General features: G+C 72.3%; 25 protein-coding genes. 16 read left to right on the top strand and 9 right to left on the bottom strand.

Annotated features, from left to right (window positions below):
* Positions 1 to 98: 98 nt before the first annotated feature.
* The gene (locus tag ACFV5H_RS09990) at positions 99 to 1232 is read left to right on the top strand and encodes an FAD-dependent oxidoreductase (RefSeq protein WP_385045765.1); all 1134 of its coding nucleotides are present in this window, start codon (positions 99 to 101) and stop codon (positions 1230 to 1232) included.
* A gap of 37 nt (positions 1233 to 1269) precedes the next feature.
* Here ACFV5H_RS09990 and ACFV5H_RS09985 read toward each other — a convergent pair whose 3' ends face one another.
* Positions 1270 to 2244, bottom strand: a complete 975-nt coding sequence (locus ACFV5H_RS09985; protein ID WP_385045762.1) for a helix-turn-helix domain-containing protein — start codon at positions 2242 to 2244, stop codon at positions 1270 to 1272.
* A gap of 362 nt (positions 2245 to 2606) precedes the next feature.
* Entirely contained in the window at positions 2607 to 3410 is an 804-nt protein-coding gene (locus ACFV5H_RS09980) for a VOC family protein (protein ID WP_385193894.1), read from the bottom strand.
* A 182-nt stretch (positions 3411 to 3592) separates the two neighbouring features.
* Between ACFV5H_RS09980 and ACFV5H_RS09975 the strand changes: the two genes are divergently transcribed.
* On the top strand, positions 3593 to 4444 hold the full coding sequence (locus ACFV5H_RS09975) for a sulfurtransferase (protein WP_385045756.1): 852 nt from the start codon (positions 3593 to 3595) through the stop codon (positions 4442 to 4444).
* 195 nt (positions 4445 to 4639) lie between these two features.
* Here ACFV5H_RS09975 and sepH read toward each other — a convergent pair whose 3' ends face one another.
* From sepH to ACFV5H_RS09960, 3 genes are all read right to left on the bottom strand, one after another.
* Positions 4640 to 5689 (bottom strand): septation protein SepH, encoded by a 1050-nt coding sequence (gene sepH / locus ACFV5H_RS09970; RefSeq protein ID WP_385045754.1) that lies wholly within the window; start codon positions 5687 to 5689, stop codon positions 4640 to 4642.
* 314 nt (positions 5690 to 6003) lie between these two features.
* Entirely contained in the window at positions 6004 to 7323 is a 1320-nt protein-coding gene (locus ACFV5H_RS09965) for a D-arabinono-1,4-lactone oxidase (protein ID WP_385193891.1), read from the bottom strand.
* Entirely contained in the window at positions 7283 to 8524 is a 1242-nt protein-coding gene (locus ACFV5H_RS09960) for an MFS transporter (RefSeq protein ID WP_385045748.1), read from the bottom strand. The genes ACFV5H_RS09965 and ACFV5H_RS09960 overlap by 41 nt, the downstream gene beginning before the upstream one ends.
* Positions 8525 to 8674: 150 nt before the next feature.
* Here ACFV5H_RS09960 and ACFV5H_RS09955 point away from each other — a divergent pair, with 150 nt between their 5' ends.
* Positions 8675 to 9802 carry a ferrochelatase gene (locus tag ACFV5H_RS09955; RefSeq protein ID WP_385045746.1) on the top strand — a complete coding sequence of 376 codons (1128 nt, stop codon included), beginning with the start codon at positions 8675 to 8677 and terminating at the stop codon, positions 9800 to 9802.
* 8 nt (positions 9803 to 9810) lie between these two features.
* Positions 9811 to 10626, top strand: coding sequence for an inositol monophosphatase family protein (locus ACFV5H_RS09950; RefSeq protein ID WP_385193889.1), 816 nt, complete (start codon positions 9811 to 9813; stop codon positions 10624 to 10626).
* 67 nt (positions 10627 to 10693) lie between these two features.
* Here ACFV5H_RS09950 and ACFV5H_RS09945 read toward each other — a convergent pair whose 3' ends face one another.
* Positions 10694 to 10867: a hypothetical protein gene (locus ACFV5H_RS09945; RefSeq protein ID WP_385045741.1), complete on the bottom strand. Its 174-nt coding sequence runs from the start codon at positions 10865 to 10867 to the stop codon at positions 10694 to 10696.
* 446 nt (positions 10868 to 11313) lie between these two features.
* Here ACFV5H_RS09945 and ACFV5H_RS09940 point away from each other — a divergent pair, with 446 nt between their 5' ends.
* The 4 genes from ACFV5H_RS09940 (at position 11314) to ACFV5H_RS09925 (ending at position 14866) form a co-directional block, all read left to right on the top strand.
* Positions 11314 to 11967, top strand: a complete 654-nt coding sequence (locus ACFV5H_RS09940; RefSeq protein WP_007387794.1) for a response regulator transcription factor — start codon at positions 11314 to 11316, stop codon at positions 11965 to 11967.
* Positions 11968 to 11973: 6 nt separating this feature from the next.
* Positions 11974 to 13218, top strand: a complete 1245-nt coding sequence (locus tag ACFV5H_RS09935; RefSeq protein ID WP_385045739.1) for a sensor histidine kinase — start codon at positions 11974 to 11976, stop codon at positions 13216 to 13218.
* Positions 13219 to 13611: 393 nt separating this feature from the next.
* Positions 13612 to 13908, top strand: coding sequence for a DUF4193 domain-containing protein (locus ACFV5H_RS09930; RefSeq protein WP_003993510.1), 297 nt, complete (start codon positions 13612 to 13614; stop codon positions 13906 to 13908).
* 13 nt (positions 13909 to 13921) lie between these two features.
* On the top strand, positions 13922 to 14866 hold the full coding sequence (locus ACFV5H_RS09925; RefSeq protein WP_385045735.1) for a hypothetical protein: 945 nt from the start codon (positions 13922 to 13924) through the stop codon (positions 14864 to 14866).
* Positions 14867 to 14909: 43 nt separating this feature from the next.
* Here the strand turns inward: ACFV5H_RS09925 and ACFV5H_RS09920 are convergent, their stop codons facing one another.
* Positions 14910 to 15380 (bottom strand): DUF3093 domain-containing protein, encoded by a 471-nt coding sequence (locus tag ACFV5H_RS09920; RefSeq protein WP_385045732.1) that lies wholly within the window; start codon positions 15378 to 15380, stop codon positions 14910 to 14912.
* A 58-nt stretch (positions 15381 to 15438) separates the two neighbouring features.
* Here ACFV5H_RS09920 and ACFV5H_RS09915 point away from each other — a divergent pair, with 58 nt between their 5' ends.
* From ACFV5H_RS09915 to ACFV5H_RS09880, 8 genes are all read left to right on the top strand, one after another.
* Positions 15439 to 16023: a PaaI family thioesterase gene (locus ACFV5H_RS09915; protein ID WP_385045730.1), complete on the top strand. Its 585-nt coding sequence runs from the start codon at positions 15439 to 15441 to the stop codon at positions 16021 to 16023.
* Positions 16020 to 16583: a dUTP diphosphatase gene (gene dut, locus ACFV5H_RS09910; RefSeq protein WP_385045727.1), complete on the top strand. Its 564-nt coding sequence runs from the start codon at positions 16020 to 16022 to the stop codon at positions 16581 to 16583. Before ACFV5H_RS09915 ends, dut begins: the two co-directional genes overlap by 4 nt.
* 1 nt (position 16584) lies before the next feature.
* On the top strand, positions 16585 to 17340 hold the full coding sequence (locus tag ACFV5H_RS09905) for a DUF3710 domain-containing protein (protein WP_385045724.1): 756 nt from the start codon (positions 16585 to 16587) through the stop codon (positions 17338 to 17340).
* Positions 17341 to 17607: 267 nt separating this feature from the next.
* Complete coding sequence (locus ACFV5H_RS09900) at positions 17608 to 18300, top strand: ABC transporter ATP-binding protein (RefSeq protein ID WP_385193887.1); 693 nt, start codon at positions 17608 to 17610, stop codon at positions 18298 to 18300.
* Between the two features lie 54 nt (positions 18301 to 18354).
* Positions 18355 to 20898 (top strand): ATP-binding protein, encoded by a 2544-nt coding sequence (locus ACFV5H_RS09895; RefSeq protein ID WP_385045719.1) that lies wholly within the window; start codon positions 18355 to 18357, stop codon positions 20896 to 20898.
* The gene (locus ACFV5H_RS09890; protein WP_385193885.1) at positions 20895 to 21575 is read left to right on the top strand and encodes a response regulator; all 681 of its coding nucleotides are present in this window, start codon (positions 20895 to 20897) and stop codon (positions 21573 to 21575) included. The genes ACFV5H_RS09895 and ACFV5H_RS09890 overlap by 4 nt, the downstream gene beginning before the upstream one ends.
* A 99-nt stretch (positions 21576 to 21674) precedes the next feature.
* Positions 21675 to 22073, top strand: a complete 399-nt coding sequence (locus ACFV5H_RS09885; RefSeq protein ID WP_073930701.1) for an OB-fold nucleic acid binding domain-containing protein — start codon at positions 21675 to 21677, stop codon at positions 22071 to 22073.
* 3 nt (positions 22074 to 22076) lie between these two features.
* A complete protein-coding gene (locus tag ACFV5H_RS09880) occupies positions 22077 to 22784 on the top strand; it encodes a DUF3159 domain-containing protein (protein WP_385193883.1) in 708 nt (235 codons plus the stop codon).
* Positions 22785 to 22901: 117 nt separating this feature from the next.
* Here the strand turns inward: ACFV5H_RS09880 and ACFV5H_RS09875 are convergent, their stop codons facing one another.
* Both ACFV5H_RS09875 and ACFV5H_RS09870 read right to left on the bottom strand, forming a co-directional pair.
* On the bottom strand, positions 22902 to 23570 hold the full coding sequence (locus ACFV5H_RS09875) for a potassium channel family protein (RefSeq protein ID WP_385193881.1): 669 nt from the start codon (positions 23568 to 23570) through the stop codon (positions 22902 to 22904).
* Positions 23570 to 24241 carry a TrkA family potassium uptake protein gene (locus ACFV5H_RS09870; protein WP_085572081.1) on the bottom strand — a complete coding sequence of 224 codons (672 nt, stop codon included), beginning with the start codon at positions 24239 to 24241 and terminating at the stop codon, positions 23570 to 23572. The genes ACFV5H_RS09875 and ACFV5H_RS09870 overlap by 1 nt, the downstream gene beginning before the upstream one ends.
* Positions 24242 to 24403: the final 162 nt, after the last annotated feature.

The following is a 24403-nucleotide window of genomic DNA, read 5'->3' as shown; positions in this document are numbered from 1 at the left end:
ACTTATTGAGTCGGTGTGTTTTTCTGGGATGGCGGCTGCGAGGCGCTGCCCGGCCGCTCTTCCCTCTGTGGGACCGCACCGAACGAACGGAACACACCATGAACACCAATCCCGCGCCCCGCATCGCCGTCATCGGCGCCGGCCCCGGCGGTCTGACCTGCGCCCGCATCCTCCAGCGGCACGGCATCACCGTCACCGTCCACGACCGCGACGCCGGCCCCGACGCCCGTGACCAGGGCGGCACCCTCGACCTGCACGCCGACAACGGCCAGATCGCCCTGCGCGAAGCCGGTCTCCTGGAGGAGTTCTTCCGGCTGTCCCGCCCCGAGGGGCAGGAGATGCGCCAGCTGGACCCGGCCGGCACGGTCCTCTTCCACCACGTCCCCGAGCCGGACGAGCGGTTCAAGCCGGAAATCGACCGCGGCCGACTGCGCGACCTGCTGCTCGGCTCGCTCCGGCCCGGCACCGTGTGCTGGAACCACACCCTGCGCTCCGTCGGCGGCCCCGCCGAAGGCCCCCGGCAACTGCACTTCACCGACGGCACCACCGTCGAGGCGGACCTCGTCATCGGCGCCGACGGCGCCTGGTCCAAGGTCCGCCGGGCCGTCTCCCCGGCCACTCCCCGGTACAGCGGCGTGAGTTTCCTGGAGGCCTGGTTCCACGACGTCACGACCCGGCACCCCGACATCGCCGAACTCGTCGGCCAGGGCAGCGCCGCGGCGGCCGACGGTGACCGCGGCCTGTTCGCCCAGCGCAACGGCGGCGACCACATCCGCGTCTACCTCATCCAGCGCGTCCCGGCCGACTGGATCACCGCCGGCGGCCTCTCCCTCCAGGACACCGACGGCATCCGGGCCCACCTCCTGGAGCGCTACCGCGACTGGTCACCCCGCATGCGCCGGCTGATCACCGACAACGACGGCCGCTACGTCGACCGCCCGATCCACGCCCTTCCCGTCCCGCACACCTGGGAGCACGACCCCACGGTGACCCTGCTCGGCGACGCCGCCCACCTGATGCCCCCGCTCGGCGTCGGCGTCAACCTCGCCATGCTGGACGCCAGCGAACTCGCCCTCGCCCTCGCCCACCACGACACCGTCGGCGAAGCCGTCCGCGCCTACGAGAAGACCATGCTTCCCCGCTCCACGGAGACGGCCCGGCTCCTCGACGGTGCCGCCGCCGAGCTGCTCTCCACCGAACTGCCGGACTTCGCCACCGCCGACCACCACTGACACACCCCGGGGCGGGCCGAGGGGGCGACCGGGCCCGTCACTCCCGCCCGATCAGGAACACCTGATCGTCACCGCCGCGCTCCGCGCAGCGCTCCGCCGCGACCGCCGCGCCCGCCTCCTCCGCACTCCCGCGGACGCCGACGCACAGCGCGTCGTCCTGCGCCGACCGCAACCGCCACCGGTCGCCGCCGTCGGCCCGTTCGACGCGGAACCACTGGGAGTTCCCGCCCGCCCGGCAGTCCTCCCAGGGTTCGAGCGTGCCCTTGAACACCCCGTCGCCCAGGACGGTGAGGCAGCCGGTGCCGTGCTCCGGGTGGCGGAACTGGATCTGGTAACGGCCGTCGTCCGCCCGCTGGAGGTACACGCGCGGCGGGACGGCCTCCGCGCAAGGCCGCTGCACCGCTAGGAGTTTGGACTCGCCGTCCACGCGGACGTCCCCGTCGGTCAGGCACAACTCGGGTGCGCGCGCCGGGCGGATGCGTGAGTAGCCCGAACTCGTTGGGGTGGCGGTCGACTTCGTGTTCTCGGTCCCGTCGTCCTGTGGCAGCAGCACCACCGCGCCGACGGCGAGCAGGACGACCGTGCCGAGTGAGGCCAGCATGGCGGTCATGGCGGTCCTGCCGCGGCGGGGGTCCGACGGTTCCGGCGATCCGTCCGGGGGCTCCGGCTCCTGATCCGTTGGCCCGTCCGGGGGGCCCGGCTCCTGATCCGTACCGGCGGCCGCGGGTTCCTCCCCGGCCGCGAGCCGTTCCCTGGCCGCGAGCCACTCCGGTACGTCCTCCCCGGCACCGCACGCCCGGACCAGCGCCGCGACCACCTCCGCGCGCGGCAGCGCGTCCCGCCGCAGGGCGTCCGCCAGGGTGCTGCGGGCCAGTACCTCGTCGCGTTCGGCGGCCCGCTGCTCCAGCTGACGGAAGGTCAGCCCGCTGTGCTCCTTGAGTTCCCGCAGCAGGGCGACATACTCGCGCGCCGTCCGCGCCTCTGCGGGGTTCACGCCCCCCGAGACCACCATGCGGTCATTCTCGTCACACCCGCCACAACGGGCAACCGGTGTCCGGCGGTTATCGGACAGCCCGACCGCACGGTCAGGGCAAGTCGTTGACCAGGCCGGACAGTCTCGTTCTGTCCCGGACATCGCACATCGTTGCCGGACAGGACCCGACCGCCAAGACTCTGTGCTGCCGCCGCATTCCGGACCCACGGGGGTGGACCGGATGCGGCGCCGTCACCGAACCCGTCCAGGACCAGAAGGAGTTGCCTCGTACTCATGTACGGTCCGCGTGACCCGATCGACTCTACGCTCCACCGATGAAGAGCGCGGACAACGCCGAGCACGAGATCGAGTTCCACCGGTGGCAGGCGGGAGTCCGCGCGTCAGCGCGGGCCCTCCACCACCGCGAACCGTGCCCCCTCCGGATCCGTCACCGTGGCGACGCGGCCGTGGGGGCCCTCGTGAGGCGGGGCGAGGAGCCGGCCGCCCAGGCGGAGGACCTGCTCCACCGCGTCGTCGGTGCCGGCGACGGTGAAGTACGTCGTCCAGTGCGGGCCCCGGTCCCGGGGGAGGGACCTGCCCACGCCGTGGACGCCGGCCACCGGGCGGCCGTTCAGGCGCAGGGTGACGTGGTCGGGGTCGGCGGAGACCGCCGGCTCCTCGTCGTAACCGAACACGGTCTCGTAGAACTTGGCGGTACGGGCCGACTCGAAGGTCGTCAGCTCGTTCCAGGCGGGGGTGCCGGGCACGCCGGAGGCGGCGGTGCCCGGACTCGTGGCCGCCTGCCAGACGCCGAAGACGGCACCGCCGGGGTCGGAGCCGATCGCCAGCCGGCCGGCGTCGGCGGCGTCCAGCGGGCCCACCCCGATGGTGCCGCCGCACGACCGCACCACGTCCGCCGTCAGATCCACGTCGTCCGAGGCGAAGTACGGCGTCCAGGCGACCGGCAGATCACGGTCCGGCGGCAGCACCCCCATGCCGGCCACCTCACGGCCGTCGAGCAGGGCACGCACATACGGGCCGAGTTGCTGGGGGCCGGGGTGGAACTCCCAGCCGAACAGCGCCCCGTAGAACTCCTCGGTCGCATCCAGGCCGTGCACCATCAGGCTCACCCAGCAGGGTGTGCCGGGTGTGTGCCGAGCGGGCGCCCCGCCGTTCGGGCGGGCGTTCCCCCGTGCGTCGGTCATCGTCACTCTCTTCTCGGCCGCGTGTACCGGCCGTTGTCCTCTCGCGTCCCGACGGATCGTTCCCGCGCCGCGGTCGACACAGTATGTGCCCGATCCGGTACGCCTCGTGACCGGTCCTGTCCGGCCGAGCAGAGTAGCCGGACGCGGGCGGCTCGGCCACCCCGTGCGCGAGGATGGTGGCCATGAACGCCATCATCTCCGCATCCGACCTCGCGGGCGCGCTCGCGGGCGCCAACCCGCCGGTACTGCTCGACGTCCGCTGGCAGCTCAGCCTGGCCACGGCGGCCGGTGAGCCGCCGTTCGACGGACGGGCCGCGTACGGGGCCGGGCATCTTCCCGGCGCCGTCTTCGTCGACCTGGACCAGGAACTGGCTTCCGCTCCGGGCGGGCACGGCCGCCATCCGCTGCCGGACCTCGCGGTGTTCGGAGCCGCGATGCGGCGGGCGGGCGTGTCGTCCGGGACGCCGGTGGTCGTGTACGACGGGGGCCTGGGCTGGGGCGCCGCCCGCGCGTGGTGGCTGCTGCGCTGGACGGGTCACCCGGACGTGCGAGTCCTCGACGGCGGGTTGCCGTCCTGGCAGGGCCCGTTGGAGACGTCGGTGCCGCAGCCGGCCGAGGGGGACTTCGTACCGGTACCGGGGGCGGACGGGCTGCTCGACGCCGACGGAGCGGCGGCGCTGGCGCGTTCGGGGGTGCTGCTGGACGCCCGCGCGGGGGAGCGGTACCGCGGTGAGGTGGAGCCGATCGACCGGGTGGGCGGGCACATTCCCGGCGCGGTCTCGGCGCCCACGACGGAGAACGTCGGCGCCGACGGCCGTTTCCTGCCCGCCGGAGAACTGGGCGCCCGCTTCAGGGAACTGGGCGTGTCCCAGGGGGCACCGGTCGGCGTCTACTGCGGCTCGGGTGTCTCCGGCGCGCACGAGGTGCTGGCGCTGGCGGTCGCGGGCGTCCCGGCGGCGCTGTACGTCGGTTCCTGGTCGGAGTGGTCCTCCGACCCGGAGCGGCCGGTCGCGGTGGGCCCGGATCCGCAGTAGAGCAGGGGACCGGAGTCCGGACGCGGGCCCTCGGGCTGTGAGGGGAGCGGATCTCCCGGCGACACGCCGTCGGCGGGCCGTTCCGCCGGGAGATCCGCTCCTGTCGGCGGCCGGGGGCGGGTTGTGCGGGGGGTTTGGATGTGGCGAGCGCCCTCATGTCGTCGGTCGGCCGCGGACACGGACCGCCCGAACGAGTTACTCCTGCTTCTTCCGTCGCGTCCCGAACACGATCTCGTCCCAGCTCGGCACCGCCGCGCGGCGGCCCGGACGGACGCCGTCCGCCTCGGCCTGACGGTCGGTCGAGCCGATGAGCCGGTCCCGGTGGCTGCTGACGGAACGCGGCATGAGGACGTCCGCGTACGCGGCCCCGGCCGAGGCCGCGGGGGCCGGCGGCTCCTCCGCCTCGGGCTCGGGGTCCGGCTCCTCGGGAACGGTCTCGGGCGCGCGCTCCGGCACCACCAGGTCGCCCCGGAAGCTCGGGACCGCCTCCAGCAGGCTGGTCAGCGAGTCCCGTTCGCCCGATGCCGTGGCCGTCAGGGACTCCTCCTCGGGCTCGGACGCCTGCGCGGGCAGACTCGGGCGCTCGCGGTCGCCGGGACGGTCGAGCGGGCGGTCCCGCGGCAGCCGGGCGATGCGCGGCACGAAGGGGAAGCTGGGCTCGGGCGCGGCGAGGTCGTCGGACTCGCCGATCAGCGAGCGCGCCTCGTCGTCGACGGCCTGGACGAGCCGCCGGGGCGGGTCGTACGTCCAGCTCGCCGAGTGCGGCTCACCCGCGACCCGGTAGACCAGCAGCACCTCCCAGGTGCCGTCGTCGCGGCGCCAGGAGTCCCACTGGACGGTGTCCTTCTCGGCGCCGCGCAGCAGCAGCCGCTCCTGCACCGCCTCGCCCAGCGGGGGACCGGAGTTCTCGCCGGGGCGGCGGACAGGGGTCTTGCGGGCGCGCTCGGCCATGAACGCGCGCTCGGCGAGGACGGGGCCCTCGAAGCGGCGTACGCGGTCCACGGGGATGCCGGCCATCTGCGCGACCTCTTCCGCGGTCGCGCCCGCTCTTATACGCGCCTGGATGTCGCGGGGGCGGAGATGGCTCTCCACCTCGATCTCGATCTGGCCGAGGCGGGGACGGTCGCCGCGCACGGCGGCCCGGAGCCGCTCATCGATCGGAAGCGTGTACTCCGTGCTGTCCGCAGCCTTCAGCACCAGCCGTGTGCCGTCATTCGAGACGGCCACGACACGCAGTTCCGGCATGGGGACCTCCCGGGTGGTGCCTGCCGACGTCACGTGCGTCGCTGCTTCCGCTAGTCGAGTGTGGCCTGCCCGGGTGCAGCCTGCCACAACCTTGCCTCTTTGCCCGGCGTGTCGGGCGCGGGCCCCGGATCGCCGTTATGGCACGGTTACCTATTCGCAACGATAAGTGACCAACTGCGTCACCCTGCGCAACTAGCCCCCTCCCGGCGGTCCTTCACGGTTCCGGGCACCCTGACGGGAGACCGGGCCCAAGGCTCGCAAGAGTACTCCATTTGGGCCACCTGCGTGGATTGGCGCGCCGCGCAACGCATCCTCTACGACCCCAGGACCCTCCGCAAGTGGTCGTTCCGGAAGCGGCGTTCCGGGTCGAGCCGGTCCCGTAGCGCCGTGAATTCCCCGAAGCGCGGATACACCCGTGAGAGGTAATCGGCGTCGCGCGTGTGGATCTTCCCCCAGTGGGGCCGCCCCTCATGGGCGGTGAAGATGCGTTCGGCCGCGGTGAAATACCCCTGATAAGGGGTGCCTTTGAACATGTGGACGGCGATGTAGGCGCTGTCCCGGCCGGACGCGGTGGACAGCGCGATGTCGTCGGCCGGCGCGGTGCGCACCTCGACGGGGAAGCTGACCCGCAGCGGAGAGCGGTCGACCATCGCCTTCAGCTCCCGCAGCGTCTCCACCAGGGCCGCGCGCGGGACGGCGTACTCCATCTCCACGAAGCGCACCCGGCGCGGCGAGGTGAAGACCTTGTACGGGATGTCGGTGTACGTCCGCGCGGAGAGCGCCCTGCTGGAGATCCGCGCGATGGCCGGAATGCTCGCGGGCACCGCGCGGCCGACCCAGTTGGCCGCCTGGAAGACCCCGTTGGAGAGGAACTCGTCCTCGAACCAGCCCTTGAGCCGCGGCACCGGCCGCTCCGGGCCCGCGCTGCGGTTGTTGCGCTTGGTGTTGGTGTTGCCGGTGTGCGGGAACCAGTAGAACTCGAAATGTTCGTTCTCGGCGTGCAGCTGGTCGAACTCGGCGCAGACCCGGTCGAAGGGCATCGGCTCCTCGCGGGCCGTGAGCAGGAAGACCGGCTCCACGGCGAAGGTGATCGCGGTGACGATGCCGAGGGCACCGAGCCCGATCCGGGCGGCGGCGAAGACGTCCGGGTTCTCCTTCTCGGAGCAGGTGAGCACCGCACCGTCGGCGGTGACCAGCTCCAGGCCCCGGATCTGGGCGGCGATGGAGGCGGAGTCGCGGCCCGTGCCGTGGGTGCCCGTGCTGGTGGCCCCGGAGACCGTCTGCTCCATGATGTCGCCCATGTTGGTCAGCGACAGACCCTCCCGCGCGAGGGCCATGTTCAGCCGCTTGAGCGGGGTGCCGGCCTCCACCGTGACCGTACCGGCCGCGCGGTCGATGTGACGTATGCCCGTCAGCAGCTGAGGGCGGATCAGCAGGCCGTCGGTGGCGGCTATGGAGGTGAAGGAGTGGCCGGTGCCGACCGCCTTCACCGGCATGCCGTCCTCGGCGGCCCGGCGCACGGCGGCGGCCAGCTCGTCGACGGAGGCGGGCGAGGTCTCCCGCGCGGGACGGACGGAGACATTGCCGCCCCAGTTACGCCATGTGCCGTTCCCCGTGCTCGCTGTGCTGCCCAACGGAGCCTCCCCGACCCGGAGCCGGCCGCTCGAGCCGGCGGTACCCGAGGAAACCGACCGCGACCGCGACGGCCCCGGCCACCGCCGGAACCCCGTACCCGGCACGCGCCCCGGCCGCGTCGATCACCCAGCCGGCCGCGGAGGAGCCGAGCGCGACCCCGACCGCGAGCCCGGTGCTCACCCAGGTCATGCCCTCGGTGAGCTGCGCGCGTGGTACGTGCTCTTCGATGAGGGACATCGTCGTGATCATCGTCGGAGCGATGGACAGACCCGCAACGAACAGCGCCACGGCCAGAAACGGCAGGTTCCCGACCAGTAGGAGTGGGATCATACTCACGGCCATGGCGCAGACGCCCAGCAGCCAACGACGTTCCGGCGCTCCCGCGAAGTGCAGCAGCCCGAACACGGCGCCCGCCACACAGGAGCCCAGCGCGTACACGGCGAGCACCAGGCTCGCGGCAGCCTTGTGCCCCTCCTCCTCGGCGAACGCCACGGTGACCACGTCCACGGCACCGAAGATCGCCCCCGTCGCCACGAACGTCGCGACCAGCACCTGGAGGCCCGGGGCGCGCAGCGCCGTGCCGCCGCCGCCCTCGTGCTCGCGCGGGTGCGGCTCGGGCTCGGTGGCGCGCTGGGCGGTCAGCCAGAAGACACCGGCCGCCAGGAAGCAGGCCGCGAGCAGCGGGCCGGCCTCCGGGAACCAGGCAGTGGACAGCCCGATGGAGATGATCGGCCCGAAGACGAAGCACATCTCGTCCACCACGGACTCGAACGAGTACGCGGTGTGCAGCTTCGGGGTGCCCCGGTACAGGGCGGCCCAGCGGGCCCGGATCATCGAGCCGACGCTCGGCACGCAGCCGATGCCGACGCACGCGACGAACAGCACCCACTCCGGCCAGCCGTAGTGCGCCGCGCACAGCAGCACCGCCGCCGCGGTGAGCGAGACCAGCGTGGCGGGGCGCAGCACCCGCCGCTGCCCGTACTGGTCCACCAGGCGCGAGACCTGCGGGCCCGCCACGGCGGCGGCCAGCGCGATGGTCGCCGACAGCGCGCCGGCCAGCCCGTACCGCCCGGTGAGCTGGGAGACCATCGTCACCACGCCGATGCCCATCATGGACAGCGGCATCCGGCCGAGGAACCCCGCGGCGGAGAAGGCCCTGCTGCCGGGGGCGGCGAACAGGGCGCGATAGGGGCTGGGCAAGGGATCTCCGGAAGGTCTCGGTAAGGTGCGACCGCAGTCGATACAGCTTACGGGTTAGGTCACCCTAATACACCCGGAATTCCGCGTCGTGGCCGGTGACACCTCCCGCCCCCCGTCCCGGCCGTCAGTGCCGAGTGGCAGGATCGGGACATGCCTGACGTGCTCGATGCCAGCCCCTATGACGCCCTGCTCCTGCTCTCTTTCGGCGGTCCCGAAGGCCCGGACGACGTGGTCCCGTTCCTGGAGAACGTGACGCGCGGGCGCGGCATCCCCAAGGAACGCCTCAAGGAGGTCGGGCAGCACTACTTCCTCTTCGGCGGGGTCAGCCCCATCAACGAGCAGAACCGCGCCCTGCTGGACGCGCTGCGGGGGGACTTCGCCGACCACGGCCTGGACCTGCCGGTCTACTGGGGCAACCGCAACTGGGCGCCCTACCTCACCGACACCCTGCGCGAGATGGTCCGGGACGGCCGCCGCCGCATCCTCGTCCTGGCCACCAGCGCCTACGCCTCGTACTCGGGCTGCCGCCAGTACCGCGAGAACCTCGCGGACGCCCTCGCGACCCTGGAGCAGGAGGGGCTGGAGCTGCCGAGGATCGACAAACTGCGGCACTACTTCAACCACCCCGGTTTCGTCGAGCCCATGGTCGACGGGGTCGTGCGGTCCCTCGCCGACCTCCCCGAGGACGTCCGGGACGGCGCGCACATCGCCTTCTGTACCCACTCCATCCCCACCTCCGCCGCCGACACCTCCGGCCCCGTCGAGGACCACGGCGACGGCGGCGCGTACGTCCGGCAGCACCTGGACGTGGCCCAGGTGATCGCCGACGCCGTCCGCGAGCGCACCGGCGTCGACCGCCCCTGGCAGCTCGTCTACCAGTCCCGCTCCGGCGCCCCGCACATCCCCTGGCTGGAGCCCGACATCTGCGACCACCTCGAGGAGCGGCACGCGGCCGGGGCGCCGGCCGTGGTCATGGCCCCCATCGGCTTCGTCTCCGACCACATGGAGGTCATCTACGACCTCGACACCGAGGCCACCGCCAAGGCGGGGGAGCTGGGCCTGCCGGTGCGCCGCTCGGCTACCGTCGGCGCCGACCCGCGGTTCGCCGCCGCGATCCGTGAGCTGATCGTGGAGCGCGCGGTCGCCGAACGAGGGCAGGACGTCACGCCGTGCGCCCTGGGCGCGCTCGGCGCGAGCCACGACCTCTGCCCGGTGGGCTGCTGCCCGGCCCGCGCCCCGCGCCCCGCCGCCGCGGGCGCCGACAGCCCCTACGCATGAGGAGCGCCGTGACCGACCCCCTGCACACGGAACTGCTGGAGCTCGCCCAGGAGGCCGCCCGCCGCGCGGGCGAGCTGCTGCGGGACGGCCGCCCGGCCGACCTCGCGGTCGCCGCGACCAAGTCCAGCCCGATCGACGTCGTCACCGAGATGGACATCGCGGCCGAGAAGCTGATCACCACGCTGATCGCCGAGCGCCGCCCGGAGGACGGCTTCCTCGGTGAGGAGGGCGCCTCCACCGAGGGCAGCAGCGGCATCCGCTGGGTGATCGACCCGCTCGACGGCACGGTCAACTACCTGTACGGCCTGCCCACCTGGGCCGTCTCCATCGCCGCCGAGCAGGACGGCGAGACCGTGGCCGGGGCGGTGGCGGCCCCCATGCGCGGTGAGGCGTACCACGCGGTGCGCGGGCGCGGCGCCTGGGCGACCGGTGCCTGGGCGGGCGAGCGGCGGCTGACCTGCCGTCCCTCGCCGCCGCTGGACCAGGCCCTGGTGTCGACCGGCTTCAACTACGTCACCGAGGTCCGCACCCACCAGGCCGACGTGGCACAGCGGCTGATCCCCAGGCTCCGGGACATCCGGCGCGGCGGCTCGGCCGCGATCGACCTGTGCGACCTCGCCGCGGGGCGTCTGGACGGCTACTACGAGCGCGGGCTGCACCCCTGGGACCTGGCGGCCGGTGACCTGATCGCCCGCGAGGCGGGCGCCCTGACCGGCGGCCGCCCCGGAGACCGCCCGTCCTGGGACCTCGCGGTCGCGGCCACCCCGGGCGTCTTCGAGCCGCTCCAGCGGCTTCTGGAGGACTACGGCGCCTGGCACGACTGAGCGGATCGCGAGAACGCGAACGGGCCCCGGCGCTGGATTCGCCGGGGCCCGTTCCGGTGCGAGCCGATCAGACGCTGTACGCGCCGACCTCCACGCCGTGTTCGGCGGCGAGGCGGCGCAGGTCGTCGAGTTCGCCCTGTTCCACGTCGACGAGGAACTCGTCGCCGTCGTCGCGGGCCCGCGACAGGTCGGACTCGGTCGCCTTTATGCGCTGCAGAAGTCCTGCGGTGAATGCGTCCATGCTGCGCCCCCTCGTCCTGGGTCGGTGGGTCGGTGGCACGGGGGTGTGCCGTTCGGAAGGGATGATCACGTCCGGAGCGGATGCCCAGCGCCGCTCGGCCGGGCGGCGACGGTGCCGGACATCCACGCCCGCTCTGCGGAAGCGGACTGTTACGTACCGCATGGTGGCGCGGTACGTGCAGAGCGTGATCGCGGGATGTAAAACCCGTCCTCCCCAAGCTCTCTTCCGGGGAAACCTAACCGCGCGAGAAATTCTCGTATTCCCGCCCCGTTCGCCCGGACGTTCCCCGGTCCCGCACCCGTCGGCCACCGCCCGTTCCCCCGCCTTACAGCCGACTTACGGCCGAAAAGGGCAGGATGGAGGCAACACACCCACCCGTACCCCTGCCCGAGTGCGCCCTGGAGCGCTGTCCGATCAAGGGCGGGCCCTGAGGAAGGACAAGCGACGTGCGCGTACTCGTCGTCGAGGACGAGCAGCTGCTCGCCGATGCGGTGGCCACCGGACTGCGCCGGGAGGCCATGGCCGTCGACGTCGTGTACGACGGTGCGGCCGCCCTGGAGCGCATCGGCGTCAACGACTACGACGTGGTCGTCCTCGACCGCGACCTCCCGCTCGTGCACGGCGACGACGTCTGCCGCAGGATCGTCGAGCTCGGCATGCCCACGCGCGTGCTGATGCTCACGGCCTCCGGCGACGTCAGCGACCGTGTCGAGGGCCTGGAGATCGGCGCCGACGACTATCTGCCCAAGCCCTTCGCGTTCAGCGAGCTCATCGCCCGCGTGCGCGCCCTCGGGCGGCGTACGAGCGTGCCGCTGCCGCCCGTTCTGGAGCGTGCCGGGATCAAGCTCGACCCCAACCGCCGCGAGGTCTTCCGCGACGGCAAGGAGGTGCAGCTCGCGCCGAAGGAGTTCGCCGTCCTGGAGGTGCTCATGCGCAGCGAGGGCGCGGTCGTCTCCGCGGAGCAGCTGCTGGAGAAGGCCTGGGACGAGAACACGGACCCGTTCACCAACGTGGTGCGGGTGACCGTGATGACCCTGCGCCGCAAGCTGGGGGAGCCGCCGGTCATCGTGACCGTGCCCGGCTCCGGATACCGGATCTGATGACCGATGGCCGCCACACCCGCGCCCCCCACGGCGCCCCCCAAGCCCACCTGGGACCCGAGGAAGGGCGACCCGCCCTTCCCGTGGTTGCGTCCCACCATCCGCATACGCCTCACGCTGCTGTACGGCGGCATGTTCCTGATCGCCGGGATCCTGCTGCTGTCGATCATCTATCTGCTGGCCGCCCAGGCGCTCCATGACGGCGGCAGCGGCCAGTCCTTCCAGGTGACCGGCAGCAACATCGACATCACCAGCGAGACCTGTCCGCAGCTGGACAGCGCGACCACCAACGGCCAGCTGAACGACATGCTCAAGCAGTGCAACGCCGTCCAGCGGCAGCACGCGCTGGACGATCTGCTCAGCCGCTCCCTGGGGGCCCTGCTCGGTCTCGCGATCATCGCCTTCGCCTTCGGTTACGCCATGGCCGGCCGGGTCCTGTCGCCGCTGGGCCGGATCACCCGCACCGCCCGCGCGGTGGCCGGTTCGGATCTGTCCCGCCGGATCGAGCTGGACGGCCCGGACGACGAGCTGAAGGAGCTGGCCGACACCTTCGACGACATGCTGGAGCGGCTCCAGCGGGCGTTCACCGCCCAGCAGCGTTTCGTGGGCAACGCCTCGCACGAGCTGCGCACCCCGCTGGCGATCAACCGCACGCTCCTGGAGGTGCACCTCTCCGACCCCGGCGCGCCGGTGGAGCTCCAGCAGCTCGGCAAGACGCTGCTGTCCACCAACGAGCGCAGCGAACAGCTCGTGGAGGGCCTGCTGCTGCTCGCCCGCAGCGACAACCAGATCGTCGAGCGCAAGCCCGTGGACCTTGCCGAGGTCGCCACCCAGGCGATCGACCAGGTGCACGGCGAGGCGGAGGCCAAGGACGTGGAGATCCGCGGCGCACGCCGGCCGGCGGTCGTCCAGGGCAACGGCGTGCTGCTGGAGCGGATCGCGCTGAACCTGGTGCAGAACGCCGTGCGGTACAACGTGCCGGAGGAGGGCTGGGTCGAGGTCACCACCGACGTGGAGCACGGGCAGGCGGTCCTGGTGGTGTCGAACACGGGCCCGGTGGTACCGGCGTACGAGATCGACAATCTCTTCGAGCCGTTCCGGCGGCTGCGCACCGAGCGCACGGGCAGCGACAAGGGTGTCGGGCTCGGTCTGTCCATCGTGCGGTCGGTCGCCCGGGCGCACGGCGGCCACATTTACGCACAACCGCGCGAAGGGGGCGGGCTCGTGATGCGTGTCACCCTGCCGATCTGAGATGATGCCGCCGACACAACGGGGTGTTCGCTTTGGGCGGAATTTCCGGGGCGCCTCTCCGGTATCCCCATGTGTGATCGATCACAGGAGCGATTCCCCGGCCGCCCACTCTCCGTGATCATGCATCCCCGGGAAAGTCGGGAAAATCCCGGTTTTCAGGGGGCCTGATCACGGGAAGTACACGGTGAGGCGCCTTTGGAGTGCGGCATCCGGACCGTGTACGGTCCCCATCGCCATCCAAGCCGATCACTCATGAGGAGTTCGGTTGGGTGTCGATTGAGTAACAGACCTTGATGTGAGGCAAAATCTCCGCCTCAGGTCGGGCACAAGTCCGGCCTCTCACGCGTTACGTGCGCTGGAGACACCGCATACACCCAGAGGGGGAGAGCGACAATGGCAACCGACTACGACACACCACGCAAGACCGACGACGACGTCGACTCGGACAGCCTGGAAGAGCTGAAGGCCCGGCGGAACGACAAGTCGGCCTCGGCCGTGGACGTCGACGAGTTCGAGGCCGCCGAGGGCCTGGAACTGCCCGGAGCGGACCTCTCGAACGAGGAGCTGGCCGTCCGGGTCCTGCCGAAGCAGCAGGACGAGTTCACCTGCATGAGCTGCTTCCTGGTCCACCACCGCAGCCAGCTGGCCCGCGAGAAGAACGGCCAGCCGATCTGCCGCGACTGCGACTGAGGCGGGGTCGGCCGTGACTGGCTCGACCCCTCCGAGGAAGCGCCGCTTCTTCACGAGGGGAGCGGACCAAGGGCCCCAGGAGGGCCCGCAGCACGACACGCGTGACCAAGAGCGGGGCTCAACCGGTACCGGGGCGGCCTCGCTCGAAGCGGCAGCCGGCCGGGGTGACCTCCCGGCACCCCTGGAGGTCACCGCCCCCGTGGCGCACCGGCGGGCCGCCGTGATCCGGGAGAAGGCCCTGGAAGGCGCCCGCAAGGGCGGTGCCCGCGCCCGCGCGGGACTGGCGCATCTCGCGGACCGGATCATCGAGATCGCCCCGCGTGTGCCCGTACGCGACCTCGGGACGCTGCGCCGGCAGTTCCCCGGCCTCGGCCCCGAGGAGCTCGCGGACAAGCTCGTGGCGGGCGCCGCGAAGGCCACGGCGACGGTCGGGGCCGGAGTCGGCGCGGCGGCCATGATGCCCGTACCGCCCGCGATGCCGACGGAGCTGGCCGCCGAGATCACCGGCGTCGCCGCGATCGAGCTGAAGCTGATCGCCGAACTCCACGAGGTCTACGGCGTACGGCCGGCCGGCACCCTCGCCCAGCGCAGCACCGTGTACCTCAACTCCTGGTCGGAGGAGCGCGGCATCGAGGCCACCAAGCCCTCGACCGTGAGCGCGGCGCTGAACAGCCGCATGAAGCGCGAACTGCGCCAGCGGATCATGAAGCGCACGGTCCGCAACCTGCCGAACCTGATGCCGTTCCTGGTGGGAGCCGCCGTGGGCGCCGCCATGAACCGCAGAGACACCAGAAAGCTCGCCGCACGCATCCGGGGCGACCTGCGCAGGATCCAGGTGCCCTGGGACGCGCTGCCGGCCCTTCCCGCCCTGGAGCGCCCCGAGGACGCCCTCCCCGAGGACGCCCTCAAGGAACTCGGCGGCCACCGGGGGAAGGACGACGGGCACCAGGCCCCCTGAGCCCTCCGGGGGCGCCCCCGCCCGCGTGTTCCCCGTACCGCCGCTACGCGGCCTCCGCTGCGTCCTTCGCCGCCCGCAGTGCCTGCGCCAGCCGTTCCGGCTCGCGGGTCGACAGGAAGACGTAGGGGGTCGGATCCGCCGGGTCCGTGACGTCCACGCGGAGCGCGCCGGGGATGTACGCCCGCAGCAGCATGAAGCAGCGCGGGTCGGCCTTGTAGGAGCGCCAGGCGCGGGCCTCCTCGGCGTCCAGGATCTCCGCCTCGCCCAGCGCCGACACCGGGATCTTCGCCTCGCCCGCGATCAGATGGCCGCCCACGACCCGGATGCGCACCGAGCCGTACGAACTCGCCACGACGGCCGCCGCGGCGGTGCCGCCGGCCAGGCCGCCGAGCATCGGCAGCGTGCCGAACGGCAGCAGGATCAGCGCCAGGGAGACCCCCACCAGGAAGGAGATCAGCCACCAGGAGCGGGGGGCGGTGAGGCGTTCTTCGTACGGGGAGGCGGAGAGCTGCATGAATCCAAGCTTGGCACGGTGTCGGGCCAGGACTCACGCGCGGGTAAGGTCTGCGCCTGTGAGTGGTACTTCCGCAGCTCTTCAGCCCCCGGCCGACGCCGTGAAACCGGTGCGTCACCCCGACGCTCCCGCCCCCGGCGAGCTCCTCGGCGCGCACTACGGCCAGTGTTTCGGCTGTGGCGACGAGCAGCCCCACGGGCTGCACCTGGCGGCCCGCGCCGGCGAAGGCGTGTCGATCACCGCCGAGTTCACCGTGCGGCCCGCCCACCAGGGCGCCCCGGGACTCGCGCACGGCGGGGTCCTCGCCACCGCCCTGGACGAGGCGCTCGGCTCGCTCAACTGGCTGCTGCGCACGATCGCGGTGACCGGCAGGCTGGAGACCGACTTCGTCCGGCCCGTGCCGGTCGGCACCGTGCTGCACCTCGATGCCGAGGTGACGGCGGTGGCCGGACGGAAGATCTACTGCACCGCCACCGGACGAGTCGGCGGCCCCGACGGGCCGGTCGCGGTCCGCGCCGACGCCCTGTTCATCGAGGTCAAGGTCGACCACTTCGTGGACCACGGCCGCCCGGAGGAGATCCGGGCCGCCATGGAGGACCCCGACCAGGTCCGCCGCGTCCGCGCCTTCGAGGTGAACCCGTGAGCGGGCCCCGCCCCGGCGCACTCGAGGTGCTGATCCGGCGCGTCGATCCCGACGTACCGCTTCCGGCGTACGAGCACCCGGGGGACGCGGGAGCCGATCTGCGGACCACCGAGGCCCGCGAACTGGCTCCCGGTGAGCGGGCCGTACTGCCCACGGGGGTGTCTGTGGCGCTGCCCGAGGGGTACGCGGCCTTCGTGCACCCGCGATCCGGTCTTGCCGCCCGCTGCGGCGTCGCCCTGGTGAATGCCCCGGGGACGGTTGATGCCGGGTACCGTGGGGAGATCAAGGTGATCGTGGTGAATCTCGACCCGCGCGAGACCGTGCGGTTCGAGCGCTTCGACCGGATTGCCCAACTGGTCGTCCAGCAGGTCGAGAGGGTCCGCTTCGTGTCGGTCGCGGAGCTTCCCCCCTCGGCCCGGGCCGAGGGGGGCTTCGGGTCCACCGGCGGCCATGCCGCGGTGGAAGAAGGTAAGAGCGGCACAAGCGTTCAGGCCGCCACGGGCGGTACAGCGGGTGGGAATCGATACGCTTCGGTCGTATCCGACCGGGAAGGACAGTGACGTGTTCGGACGTCGCAAGAAGAAGGATGCCGCCGACGGTGCGGCCGGCGAGGCCGAGCAGGTCGTCGACGGTGTCGACGCTGAGGCGGGCGAGGAGGCCGGGCGGCTGAGGCTCGAGCCGGCGCCGAGGCCCGACGGGCCCTGGGACAGCAGCGAGGTCAGTGAGCCCGGTGAGGGCCGGGTCGACCTGGGCGGTCTGTTCGTGCCCGGGGTCGACGGCATGGAGCTGCGGGTGGAGGTCGCGGGTGACGCGATCGTCGCGGCCACCGTCGTGCTGCGGGACAGCGCCATCCAGCTCCAGGGCTTCGCCGCGCCCAAGCGGGAGGGCATCTGGGGCGAGGTGCGCGAGGAGATCGCGTCCGGCATCACCCAGCAGGGCGGCATCATCGACGAGGTCGAGGGCCCGCTGGGCTGGGAGCTGCGGGCCCAGGTGCCGGTGCAGCTGCCGGACGGCACCGGTGGCTTCCAGGTCGTGCGGTTCGTCGGCGTGGACGGCCCCCGCTGGTTCCTGCGCGGGGTGATCTCGGGCCAGGGCGCGGTGCAGCCGGGGGCCGCCGGGCTCCTCGAGCAGATCTTCCGGGACACGGTCGTGGTGCGCGGTGAGGGCCCGATGGCCCCGCGCGACCCGATCGTCCTGAAGCTGCCGAACGACGCGCAGATGGTGCCGGAGAACGTGCAGCAGGAGGAGGGCGGCTCCCGCTTCGCCGGCGGTATGGGCCAGCTCCAGCGCGGACCGGAGATCACCGAGGTCCGCTAGCCGACCGGTCGAAGGGCCGCACCCCGTCAGGGGGTGCGGCCGTTTTCCGTGCGCGCCCTTTGACGTCAGGGGGTGCGGCCCTTTTCCGTGCGCGCCCCTCATGACCAACACCCAGGCGCTCACCGAGCGCACCCGCCCGTCCGGCAGCAACGACCTCTTCGTCGCCCGGGAGCCCCTCACCCACGGGGACGACCCGGCCCGAGGCGTTGATCGACCGGGCGCCGGCCGGGGATACTGGCGCCCGGTCCACGGGGGAGGGCGGTCAGGATGAGTCAGGTGGTCACCGAGACCATGGTGCGCGTCGAGGACGTGCACAAGTCGTACGGCACCGGAGCCGCCGCCGTCCACGCGCTGCGCGGTGTCTCCTTCGACGTCCCACGCGGTGAACTGGTCGCCCTCAAGGGCCGCTCCGGATCCGGCAAGACCACACTCCTGAACATCGTCGGCGGCCTCGACACCCCCGACCGGGGGCGGGTCCACGTCGACGGACGCGACCTCGCCGGCCTCGACGAGAACGGGCTGCTCGCCCTGCGCCGGGACCACGTCGGCTTCGTCTTCCAGTCCTTCGGCCTCATCCCCGTCCTCACCGCCGCCGAGAACGTCGGCGTCCCGCTGCGGCTGCGCCGCGCCGACCCGCGCGAGCGCGAGGAGCGCGTCGGACTGCTGCTGTCCCTCGTCGGCCTCGCCGACCACGCCGCCCAGCGGCCCGGCGAACTCTCCGGCGGCCAGCAGCAGCGGGTCGCCATCGCCCGCGCCCTCGCCAACAGCCCCTCCCTCCTCATCGCCGACGAGCCGACCGGCCAGCTCGACGCGGAGACCGGGCACGCCGTGATGGAACTGCTGCGCGCGGTCGTCCGCAGCGAGCAGGTCACCGTGCTCGTCGCCACCCACGACACCACCCTCCTCGACCTCGCCGACCGCGTCCTGGAGCTGAGCGACGGCGAGATCACCGAGCACTGACCCCTGCCGGGGCCCCCCGCCCGGCAGGGCGTGACGGGGGAAGACAATGAGTCCATGGGACGCGGCAACCTTCGGATCCACCTCGGTGCGGCACCGGGCGTCGGCAAGACGTACGCGATGCTCTCCGAGGCGCACCGCCGTGCCGGACGCGGCACCGACTGCGTGGTCGCCTTCGCCGAACCGCACGGCAGGCCCCGCACCGAGGCGCTGCTGCACGGACTGGAGCGGATCCCGCACCGGGACGTCGAGCACCGCGGGGCCGTCCTGACGGAGATGGACCTCGACGCCGTCCTCGCCCGCCGCCCCCGGGTGGCCCTCGTCGACGAACTCGCCCACACCAACGCCCCCGGCTCGCGCAACGCCAAGCGCTGGCAGGACGTGGAGGAGCTGCTCACGGCCGGGATCGACGTCCTGGCCACGGTCAACATCCAGCACCTGGAGTCGCTGGGCGACGTCGTGGAGTCGATCACCGGCGTACGGGAGCGGGAGACCGTACCGGACGAGGTGGTGCGGCGGGCGGACCAGGTCGAGCTGGTCGACATGACGCCCGAGGCGCTGCGCCGCCGCATGGCGCACGGCAACATCTACCAGCCGGACAAGGTCGACGCCGCCCTGTCCAACTACTTCCGCCCCGGCAACCTCACCGCGCTGAGGGAGCTGGCGCTGCTGTGGGTGGCCGACCGGGTCGACGCCCACCTCCAGCGCTACCGCAGCGAGCACGAGGTCTCGGCGATATGGGGCTCCCGCGAGCGGATCGTCGTCGGCCTGACCGGCGGCCCCGAGGGCCGCACCCTGCTCCGGCGGGCCGCGCGGCTGGCGGAGAAGGGCGCCGGCGGCGAGCTGCTCGCCGTCTACATCTCCCGCAGCGACGGGCTCACCGCGGCATCGCCCGGGGAACTGGTCGAGCAGCGCACCCTGGTGGAGGACCTCGGCGGCACCTTCCACCACGTCGTCGGCGACGACATCCCGGCCGACCTGCTCGCCTTCGCGCGCGGGGCCAACGCCACCCAGATCGTGCTCGGCTCCTCGCGCCGCCCGGCCTGGCAGTACGTCTTCGGGCCCGGCGTCGGCGCGACCGTCGCCCGGGACTCGGGACCCGACCTGGACGTGCACATCGTCACCCACGAGGAGGTCGCCAAGGGCCGCGGGCTGCCCGGCGCCCGCGGCGCGCGGCTCGGGCGCTCCCGGCTGGCCTGGGGCTGGGCGGTCGGCGTGGCGGGGCCGGCGGCGGTGGCGGTGCTGCTCAGCGCCGTGGACCTGGGACTCGCCAACGACATGCTGCTGTTCCTGGCCCTGACGGTGGCGGCGGCCCTGCTCGGCGGGCTCTGGCCGGCCCTGGCCTCCGCGGCGGTCGGCTCACTGCTGCTGAACTACTTCTACACCCCGCCCCTGCACCGCTGGACCGTCTCCGACCCCAAGAACATCATCGCCATCATGATCTTCGTCGCGGTCGGCGCGGCGGTGGCGTCCGTGGTCGACCTCGCGGCCCGGCGCACCCACCAGGCGGCCCGGCTGCGCGCCGAGTCGGAGATCCTGTCCTTCCTCGCCGGCAACGTGCTGCGCGGCGAGACGGGCCTGGAGGACCTGCTGGAGCGGGTCCGGGAGACCTTCGGCATGGAGTCCGCCGCCCTCCTCGAACGCGCGGGCGACGTCGAGCCGTGGACCTGCGCCGGCCGGGCGGGGCGCGGTCGCCCGGTCGAACGGCCCGAGGACGCGGACGTGGAGGTGCCGGTCGGCGACCACATGGCGCTGGCGCTGACCGGCCGGGTGCCGCCCGCCGAGGACCGCAGGGTGCTGGCCGCCTTCGCCGCGCAGGCCGCCGTCGTCCTGGACCGCCGCCGGCTGCGTGAGCAGGCCGGCCGGGCCCACGCCCTCGCCGAGGGCAACCGCATCCGCACCGCCCTGCTGGCCGCCGTCAGCCACGACCTGCGCACCCCGCTGGCCGGGATCAAGGCCGCCGTCTCCTCGCTGCGCTCCGAGGACGTCGAGTGGTCGCCCGAGGACCGGGCCGAGCTGCTGGAGGGCATCGAGGACGGCGCCGACCGCCTGGACCACCTGGTGGGCAACCTGCTGGACATGTCCCGGCTGCACACCGGCACGGTCACCCCCCTGATCCGTGAGATCGACCTGGACGAGGTGGTGCCGATGGCGCTCGGCGGGGTGCCCGAGGGCAGCGTCGCCCTGGACGTCCCCGAGGCCCTGCCCATGGTCGCCGTCGACCCGGGGCTGCTGGAGCGGGCGATGGCCAACGTGATCGAGAACGCCGTCAAGTACAGTCCCCCCGGCCAGCCCGTACTGGTCGCCGCCAGCGCCCTCGCCGACCGGGTCGAGGTGCGGGTGGTGGACCGCGGTCCCGGCGTCCCCGACGAGGCCAAGGACCACATCTTCGAACCCTTCCAGCGGCACGGTGACGCCCCGCGCGGGGCCGGGGTCGGTCTCGGCCTGGCGGTCGCCCGGGGCTTCGCCGAGGCCATGGGCGGCACCCTGAACGCCGAGGACACCCCCGGTGGCGGCCTCACCATGGCGCTCACCCTGCGCGCCGCCGGGGCACCGGCGGTCGCGGAAGAAACCGCGGAACCCGAAAGGCAGCCCTCATGACCCGTGTCCTGGTGGTCGACGACGACCCGGCCATCGTGCGCGCCCTCGTGATCAACCTCAGGGCACGCTCGTACGAGGTCGACTCCGCCCACGACGGTGCCGGCGCCCTCCGTACGGCCGCCGCCCGCCATCCCGACGTCGTCGTCCTCGACCTCGGCCTGCCCGACATGGACGGAGTCGACGTGCTCAGGGAACTGCGGAGCTGGAGCCGGGTGCCGGTCCTGGTGCTGTCCGCCCGGCACGCCTCCGGCGAGAAGGTCCAGGCGCTGGACGCCGGTGCCGACGACTACGTCACCAAGCCCTTCGGCATGGACGAACTGCTGGCCCGGCTGCGGGCCGCCGTACGCCGCGCGGAGCCCGCCGGCGACGGGGGGGACGTGGTGGTGGAGACCGCCGGGTTCACCGTCGACCTGGCCGCGAAGAAGGTCAATCGCGGCGGCAGGGACGTACGGCTGACCCCCACCGAATGGCATCTGCTGGAGGTGCTGGTGCGGGCCGGCGGCCGGCTGGTGGCGCAGAAGCAGCTGCTGCGGGAGGTGTGGGGGCCGTCGTACGGCACGGAGACGAACTACCTGCGCGTGTACATGGCGCAGCTGCGGCGGAAGCTGGAGACGGATCCGTCACACCCGAAGCACCTGATCACGGAGCCGGGCATGGGGTACCGCTTCGAGAAGTGAAGGTCAGGAGCGCCCCGCGCGGGGTGGCCGGGAGAGGCCCGTTCGGAGCGGGGCGGCAGGGGGTACGTGACCGTCAGTGCACCCCGGTACGCTTCAGATATGAGTGCTGTTCCTCGATCCGAGAAGCCGGCAGGCCGGTTCCGGCGCATGCTCGACCGGCTCTCCTCGTCTCAGGAGGACCTGGAGTCCGAGGAGCTGCGTGAGGACGCCGAGACGGCCGGCTGTACGCGGATAGGCGACTGCCGTGACCGGCAGATCGTCACGGTTACTGGTACCTTGCGCACGGTCACGCTGCGGCCGCGCGCGGGGGTTCCGGCCCTGGAGGCCGAGCTGTTCGACGGCTCCGCCGCGCTCGACGTGGTGTGGCTCGGCAGGCGCTCCATCGTGGGGATAGAGCCGGGGCGCAAGCTGATCGCATCGGGCCGGATCTCGATGAGCCGGGGCCGCCGGGTGCTGTTCAATCCGAAATACGAACTGAGACCCCTCGGACGGGAGTAGCCGGTGACGTCACTCGACAAGCCGACAACCGAAGACACATCCGCGGACGACGCCCGGGCGGTGACCGAAGCCGCCCTCTTCGAGGCGTTCGGCGGGGTGCGGGGCATGGTCGAGACGGTGCTCCCCGGTCTGCTCTTCGTCAGCATCTACACGGTCAACAAGGACCTGCACATGTCGGCGATCGCGGCGCTCGCCGTGTCGCTGGTGATGGTCGTGGTCCGGCTGGCGCGCAGGGACACCGTCAAGCACGCCTTCAGCGGCGTCTTCGGCGTGGCCTTCGGTGTGGTCTTCGCGATGATGACCGGCAACGCCAAGGACTTCTACCTGCCGGGCATGCTGTACACGCTGGGCCTGGCCCTGGCGTACATCGTCACGGCGATGGCGGGCGTCCCGCTGATCGGTCTGATGCTGGGCCCCGTCTTCAAGGAGAACCTCTCCTGGCGCACCCGCAACCCCGGCCGGAAGAAGGCGTACACCAAGGCCAGCTGGGCGTGGGGGCTGATCCTGCTCGGCAAGAGCGCGATCCTGTTCCCGCTGTACTGGTGGGCGGACACGACCCAGCTGGGCTGGGTCCTGATCGCGTTGAAGATCCCGCCGTTCCTGCTGGCGGTGTATCTGACGTGGGTCTTCCTGGCGAAGGCGCCGCCGCCCATCGACGTGTTCGCCGAGATAGAGGCGGAGGAGGAACGCAAGGCCGCTGCCTCCGAGTAGGCGCGCCTCGCTCTCCGGGGGCTGTGCCCCCGGACCCCCTTCGGCCTGAACGGCCTCGTCCTCAAACGCCGGACGGGCTGGATCGGGGCGCCCAGAGTTTTCTGGGCGCCCCTCTTTTCACGACTCCTTGCGCACCGAGAGCAGGTCCTCCAACTGCTCCTCACGCGCCTGGGCGGCCACGAAGAGGAGTTCGTCGCCGGCCTCCAGGGAGTCCTCCCGGGTCGGCGTCAGGACGCGGGTGCCGCGGATGATGGTGACCAGCGTGGTGTCCTGCGGCCACTGGACGTCCCCGACCTGCGTGCCGGCCAGCGCCGACTCCTCCGGCAGGGTCAGCTCGACCAGGTTGGCGTCGCCGTGGCTGAAGCGCAGCAGCCGGACCAGGTCGCCGACGCTCACCGCCTCCTCCACCAGGGCCGACATCAGACGCGGGGTGGAGACGGCGACGTCCACGCCCCAGGACTCGTTGAACAGCCACTCGTTCTTCGGGTTGTTCACCCGGGCGACGACGCGCGGAACGCCGTACTCGGTCTTGGCGAGCAGCGAGACGACCAGGTTGACCTTGTCGTCGCCGGTCGCGGCGATGACGACGTTGCAGCGCTGGAGCGCCGCTTCGTCCAGGGAGGTGATCTCGCAGGCGTCGGCGAGCAGCCACTCCGCCTGCGGCACGCGCTCCACCGAGATGGCGGTCGGCGCCTTGTCGATCAGCAGGATCTCGTGGCCGTTCTCCAGCAGCTCGCCCGCGATCGAGCGGCCGACGGCGCCGGCTCCGGCAATGGCGACCCTCATCAGTGACCGCCCTCCTCTTCGGGACCCTTGGCGAACGCCGCCTCGACGCGGTCGATCTCGTCGGTGCGCATCATCACATGCACCAGGTCCCCCTCCTGCAGCACCGTCTGCGAGCTGGGCAGGATCGCCTCGCCGAGCCGGGTCAGGAAGGCCACGCGCACACCGGTCTCGTCCTGCAGCCTGCTGATCCTGTGCCCCACCCAGGCCGTGGAGGTGTGCACCTCGGCGAGCTGGACCCCGCCGGTGGGGTCGCGCCACAGCGGCTCGGCGCCCGAGGGGAGCAGCCGACGCAGCATCTGGTCGGCCGTCCAGCGCACGGTCGCCACCGTGGGGATGCCCAGGCGCTGGTAGACCTCCGCGCGGCGGGGGTCGTAGATGCGGGCGGCGACGTTCTCGATGCCGAACATCTCGCGGGCCACCCGCGCGGCGATGATGTTGGAGTTGTCGCCGCTGGAGACGGCGGCGAAGGCGCCCGCCTCCTCGATGCCCGCCTCGCGCAGGGTGTCCTGGTCGAAACCGACCCCGGTGACCCGGCGACCGCCGAACGAGGAGCCCAGCCGGCGGAAGGCGGTGGGGTCCTGGTCGATCACGGCGACCGTGTGTCCCTGTTCCTCCAGGGTCTGGGCCAGGTCGGAACCCACCCTTCCGCAGCCCATGATGACAATATGCATCGCGTCACACCGCGCTTCCTGCAGGCCGTTCGACCTTCATGACCTTCGTGCTCATGTCTCTCTTTCGGCTCGCCAGGCAAACATCGCGGCCTGAGTGCGGGCCGCCAGGCAACATCATGCCGGGGGATCGCGGTCCCGACGCCCTCCGGGGCCCGGTCGTCG

This window comes from Streptomyces sp. NPDC059787 (genome assembly GCF_042732315.1).
Classification (GTDB): Bacteria; Actinomycetota; Actinomycetes; order Streptomycetales; family Streptomycetaceae; genus Streptomyces; species Streptomyces atrovirens.
Note: the sequence above shows the minus strand (reverse complement) of the source record. Positions and strands in the feature narration are given on the sequence as shown.

Bases quoted from the DNA above. Each gene is read 5' to 3' on its own strand.
- ACFV5H_RS09990 (WP_385045765.1), top strand. From the start codon at position 99: ATGAACACCAATCCCGCGCCCCGCATCGCCGTCATCGGCGCCGGCCCC.
- ACFV5H_RS09895 (WP_385045719.1), top strand. From the start codon at position 18,355: ATGGGACGCGGCAACCTTCGGATCCACCTCGGTGCGGCACCGGGCGTC.
- ACFV5H_RS09890 (WP_385193885.1), top strand. From the start codon at position 20,895: ATGACCCGTGTCCTGGTGGTCGACGACGACCCGGCCATCGTGCGCGCC.
- ACFV5H_RS09885 (WP_073930701.1), top strand. From the start codon at position 21,675: ATGAGTGCTGTTCCTCGATCCGAGAAGCCGGCAGGCCGGTTCCGGCGC.
- ACFV5H_RS09985 (WP_385045762.1), bottom strand. From the start codon at position 2,244: ATGGTGGTCTCGGGGGGCGTGAACCCCGCAGAGGCGCGGACGGCGCGC.
- ACFV5H_RS09945 (WP_385045741.1), bottom strand. From the start codon at position 10,867: ATGGACGCATTCACCGCAGGACTTCTGCAGCGCATAAAGGCGACCGAG.
- ACFV5H_RS09975 (WP_385045756.1), top strand. From the start codon at position 3,593: ATGAACGCCATCATCTCCGCATCCGACCTCGCGGGCGCGCTCGCGGGC.
- ACFV5H_RS09870 (WP_085572081.1), bottom strand. From the start codon at position 24,241: ATGCATATTGTCATCATGGGCTGCGGAAGGGTGGGTTCCGACCTGGCC.
- ACFV5H_RS09955 (WP_385045746.1), top strand. From the start codon at position 8,675: ATGCCTGACGTGCTCGATGCCAGCCCCTATGACGCCCTGCTCCTGCTC.
- ACFV5H_RS09920 (WP_385045732.1), bottom strand. From the start codon at position 15,380: ATGCAGCTCTCCGCCTCCCCGTACGAAGAACGCCTCACCGCCCCCCGC.
- ACFV5H_RS09935 (WP_385045739.1), top strand. From the start codon at position 11,974: ATGGCCGCCACACCCGCGCCCCCCACGGCGCCCCCCAAGCCCACCTGG.
- ACFV5H_RS09930 (WP_003993510.1), top strand. From the start codon at position 13,612: ATGGCAACCGACTACGACACACCACGCAAGACCGACGACGACGTCGAC.
- ACFV5H_RS09875 (WP_385193881.1), bottom strand. From the start codon at position 23,570: ATGAGGGTCGCCATTGCCGGAGCCGGCGCCGTCGGCCGCTCGATCGCG.
- sepH (WP_385045754.1), bottom strand. From the start codon at position 5,689: ATGCCGGAACTGCGTGTCGTGGCCGTCTCGAATGACGGCACACGGCTG.
- ACFV5H_RS09900 (WP_385193887.1), top strand. From the start codon at position 17,608: ATGAGTCAGGTGGTCACCGAGACCATGGTGCGCGTCGAGGACGTGCAC.
- ACFV5H_RS09980 (WP_385193894.1), bottom strand. From the start codon at position 3,410: ATGACCGACGCACGGGGGAACGCCCGCCCGAACGGCGGGGCGCCCGCT.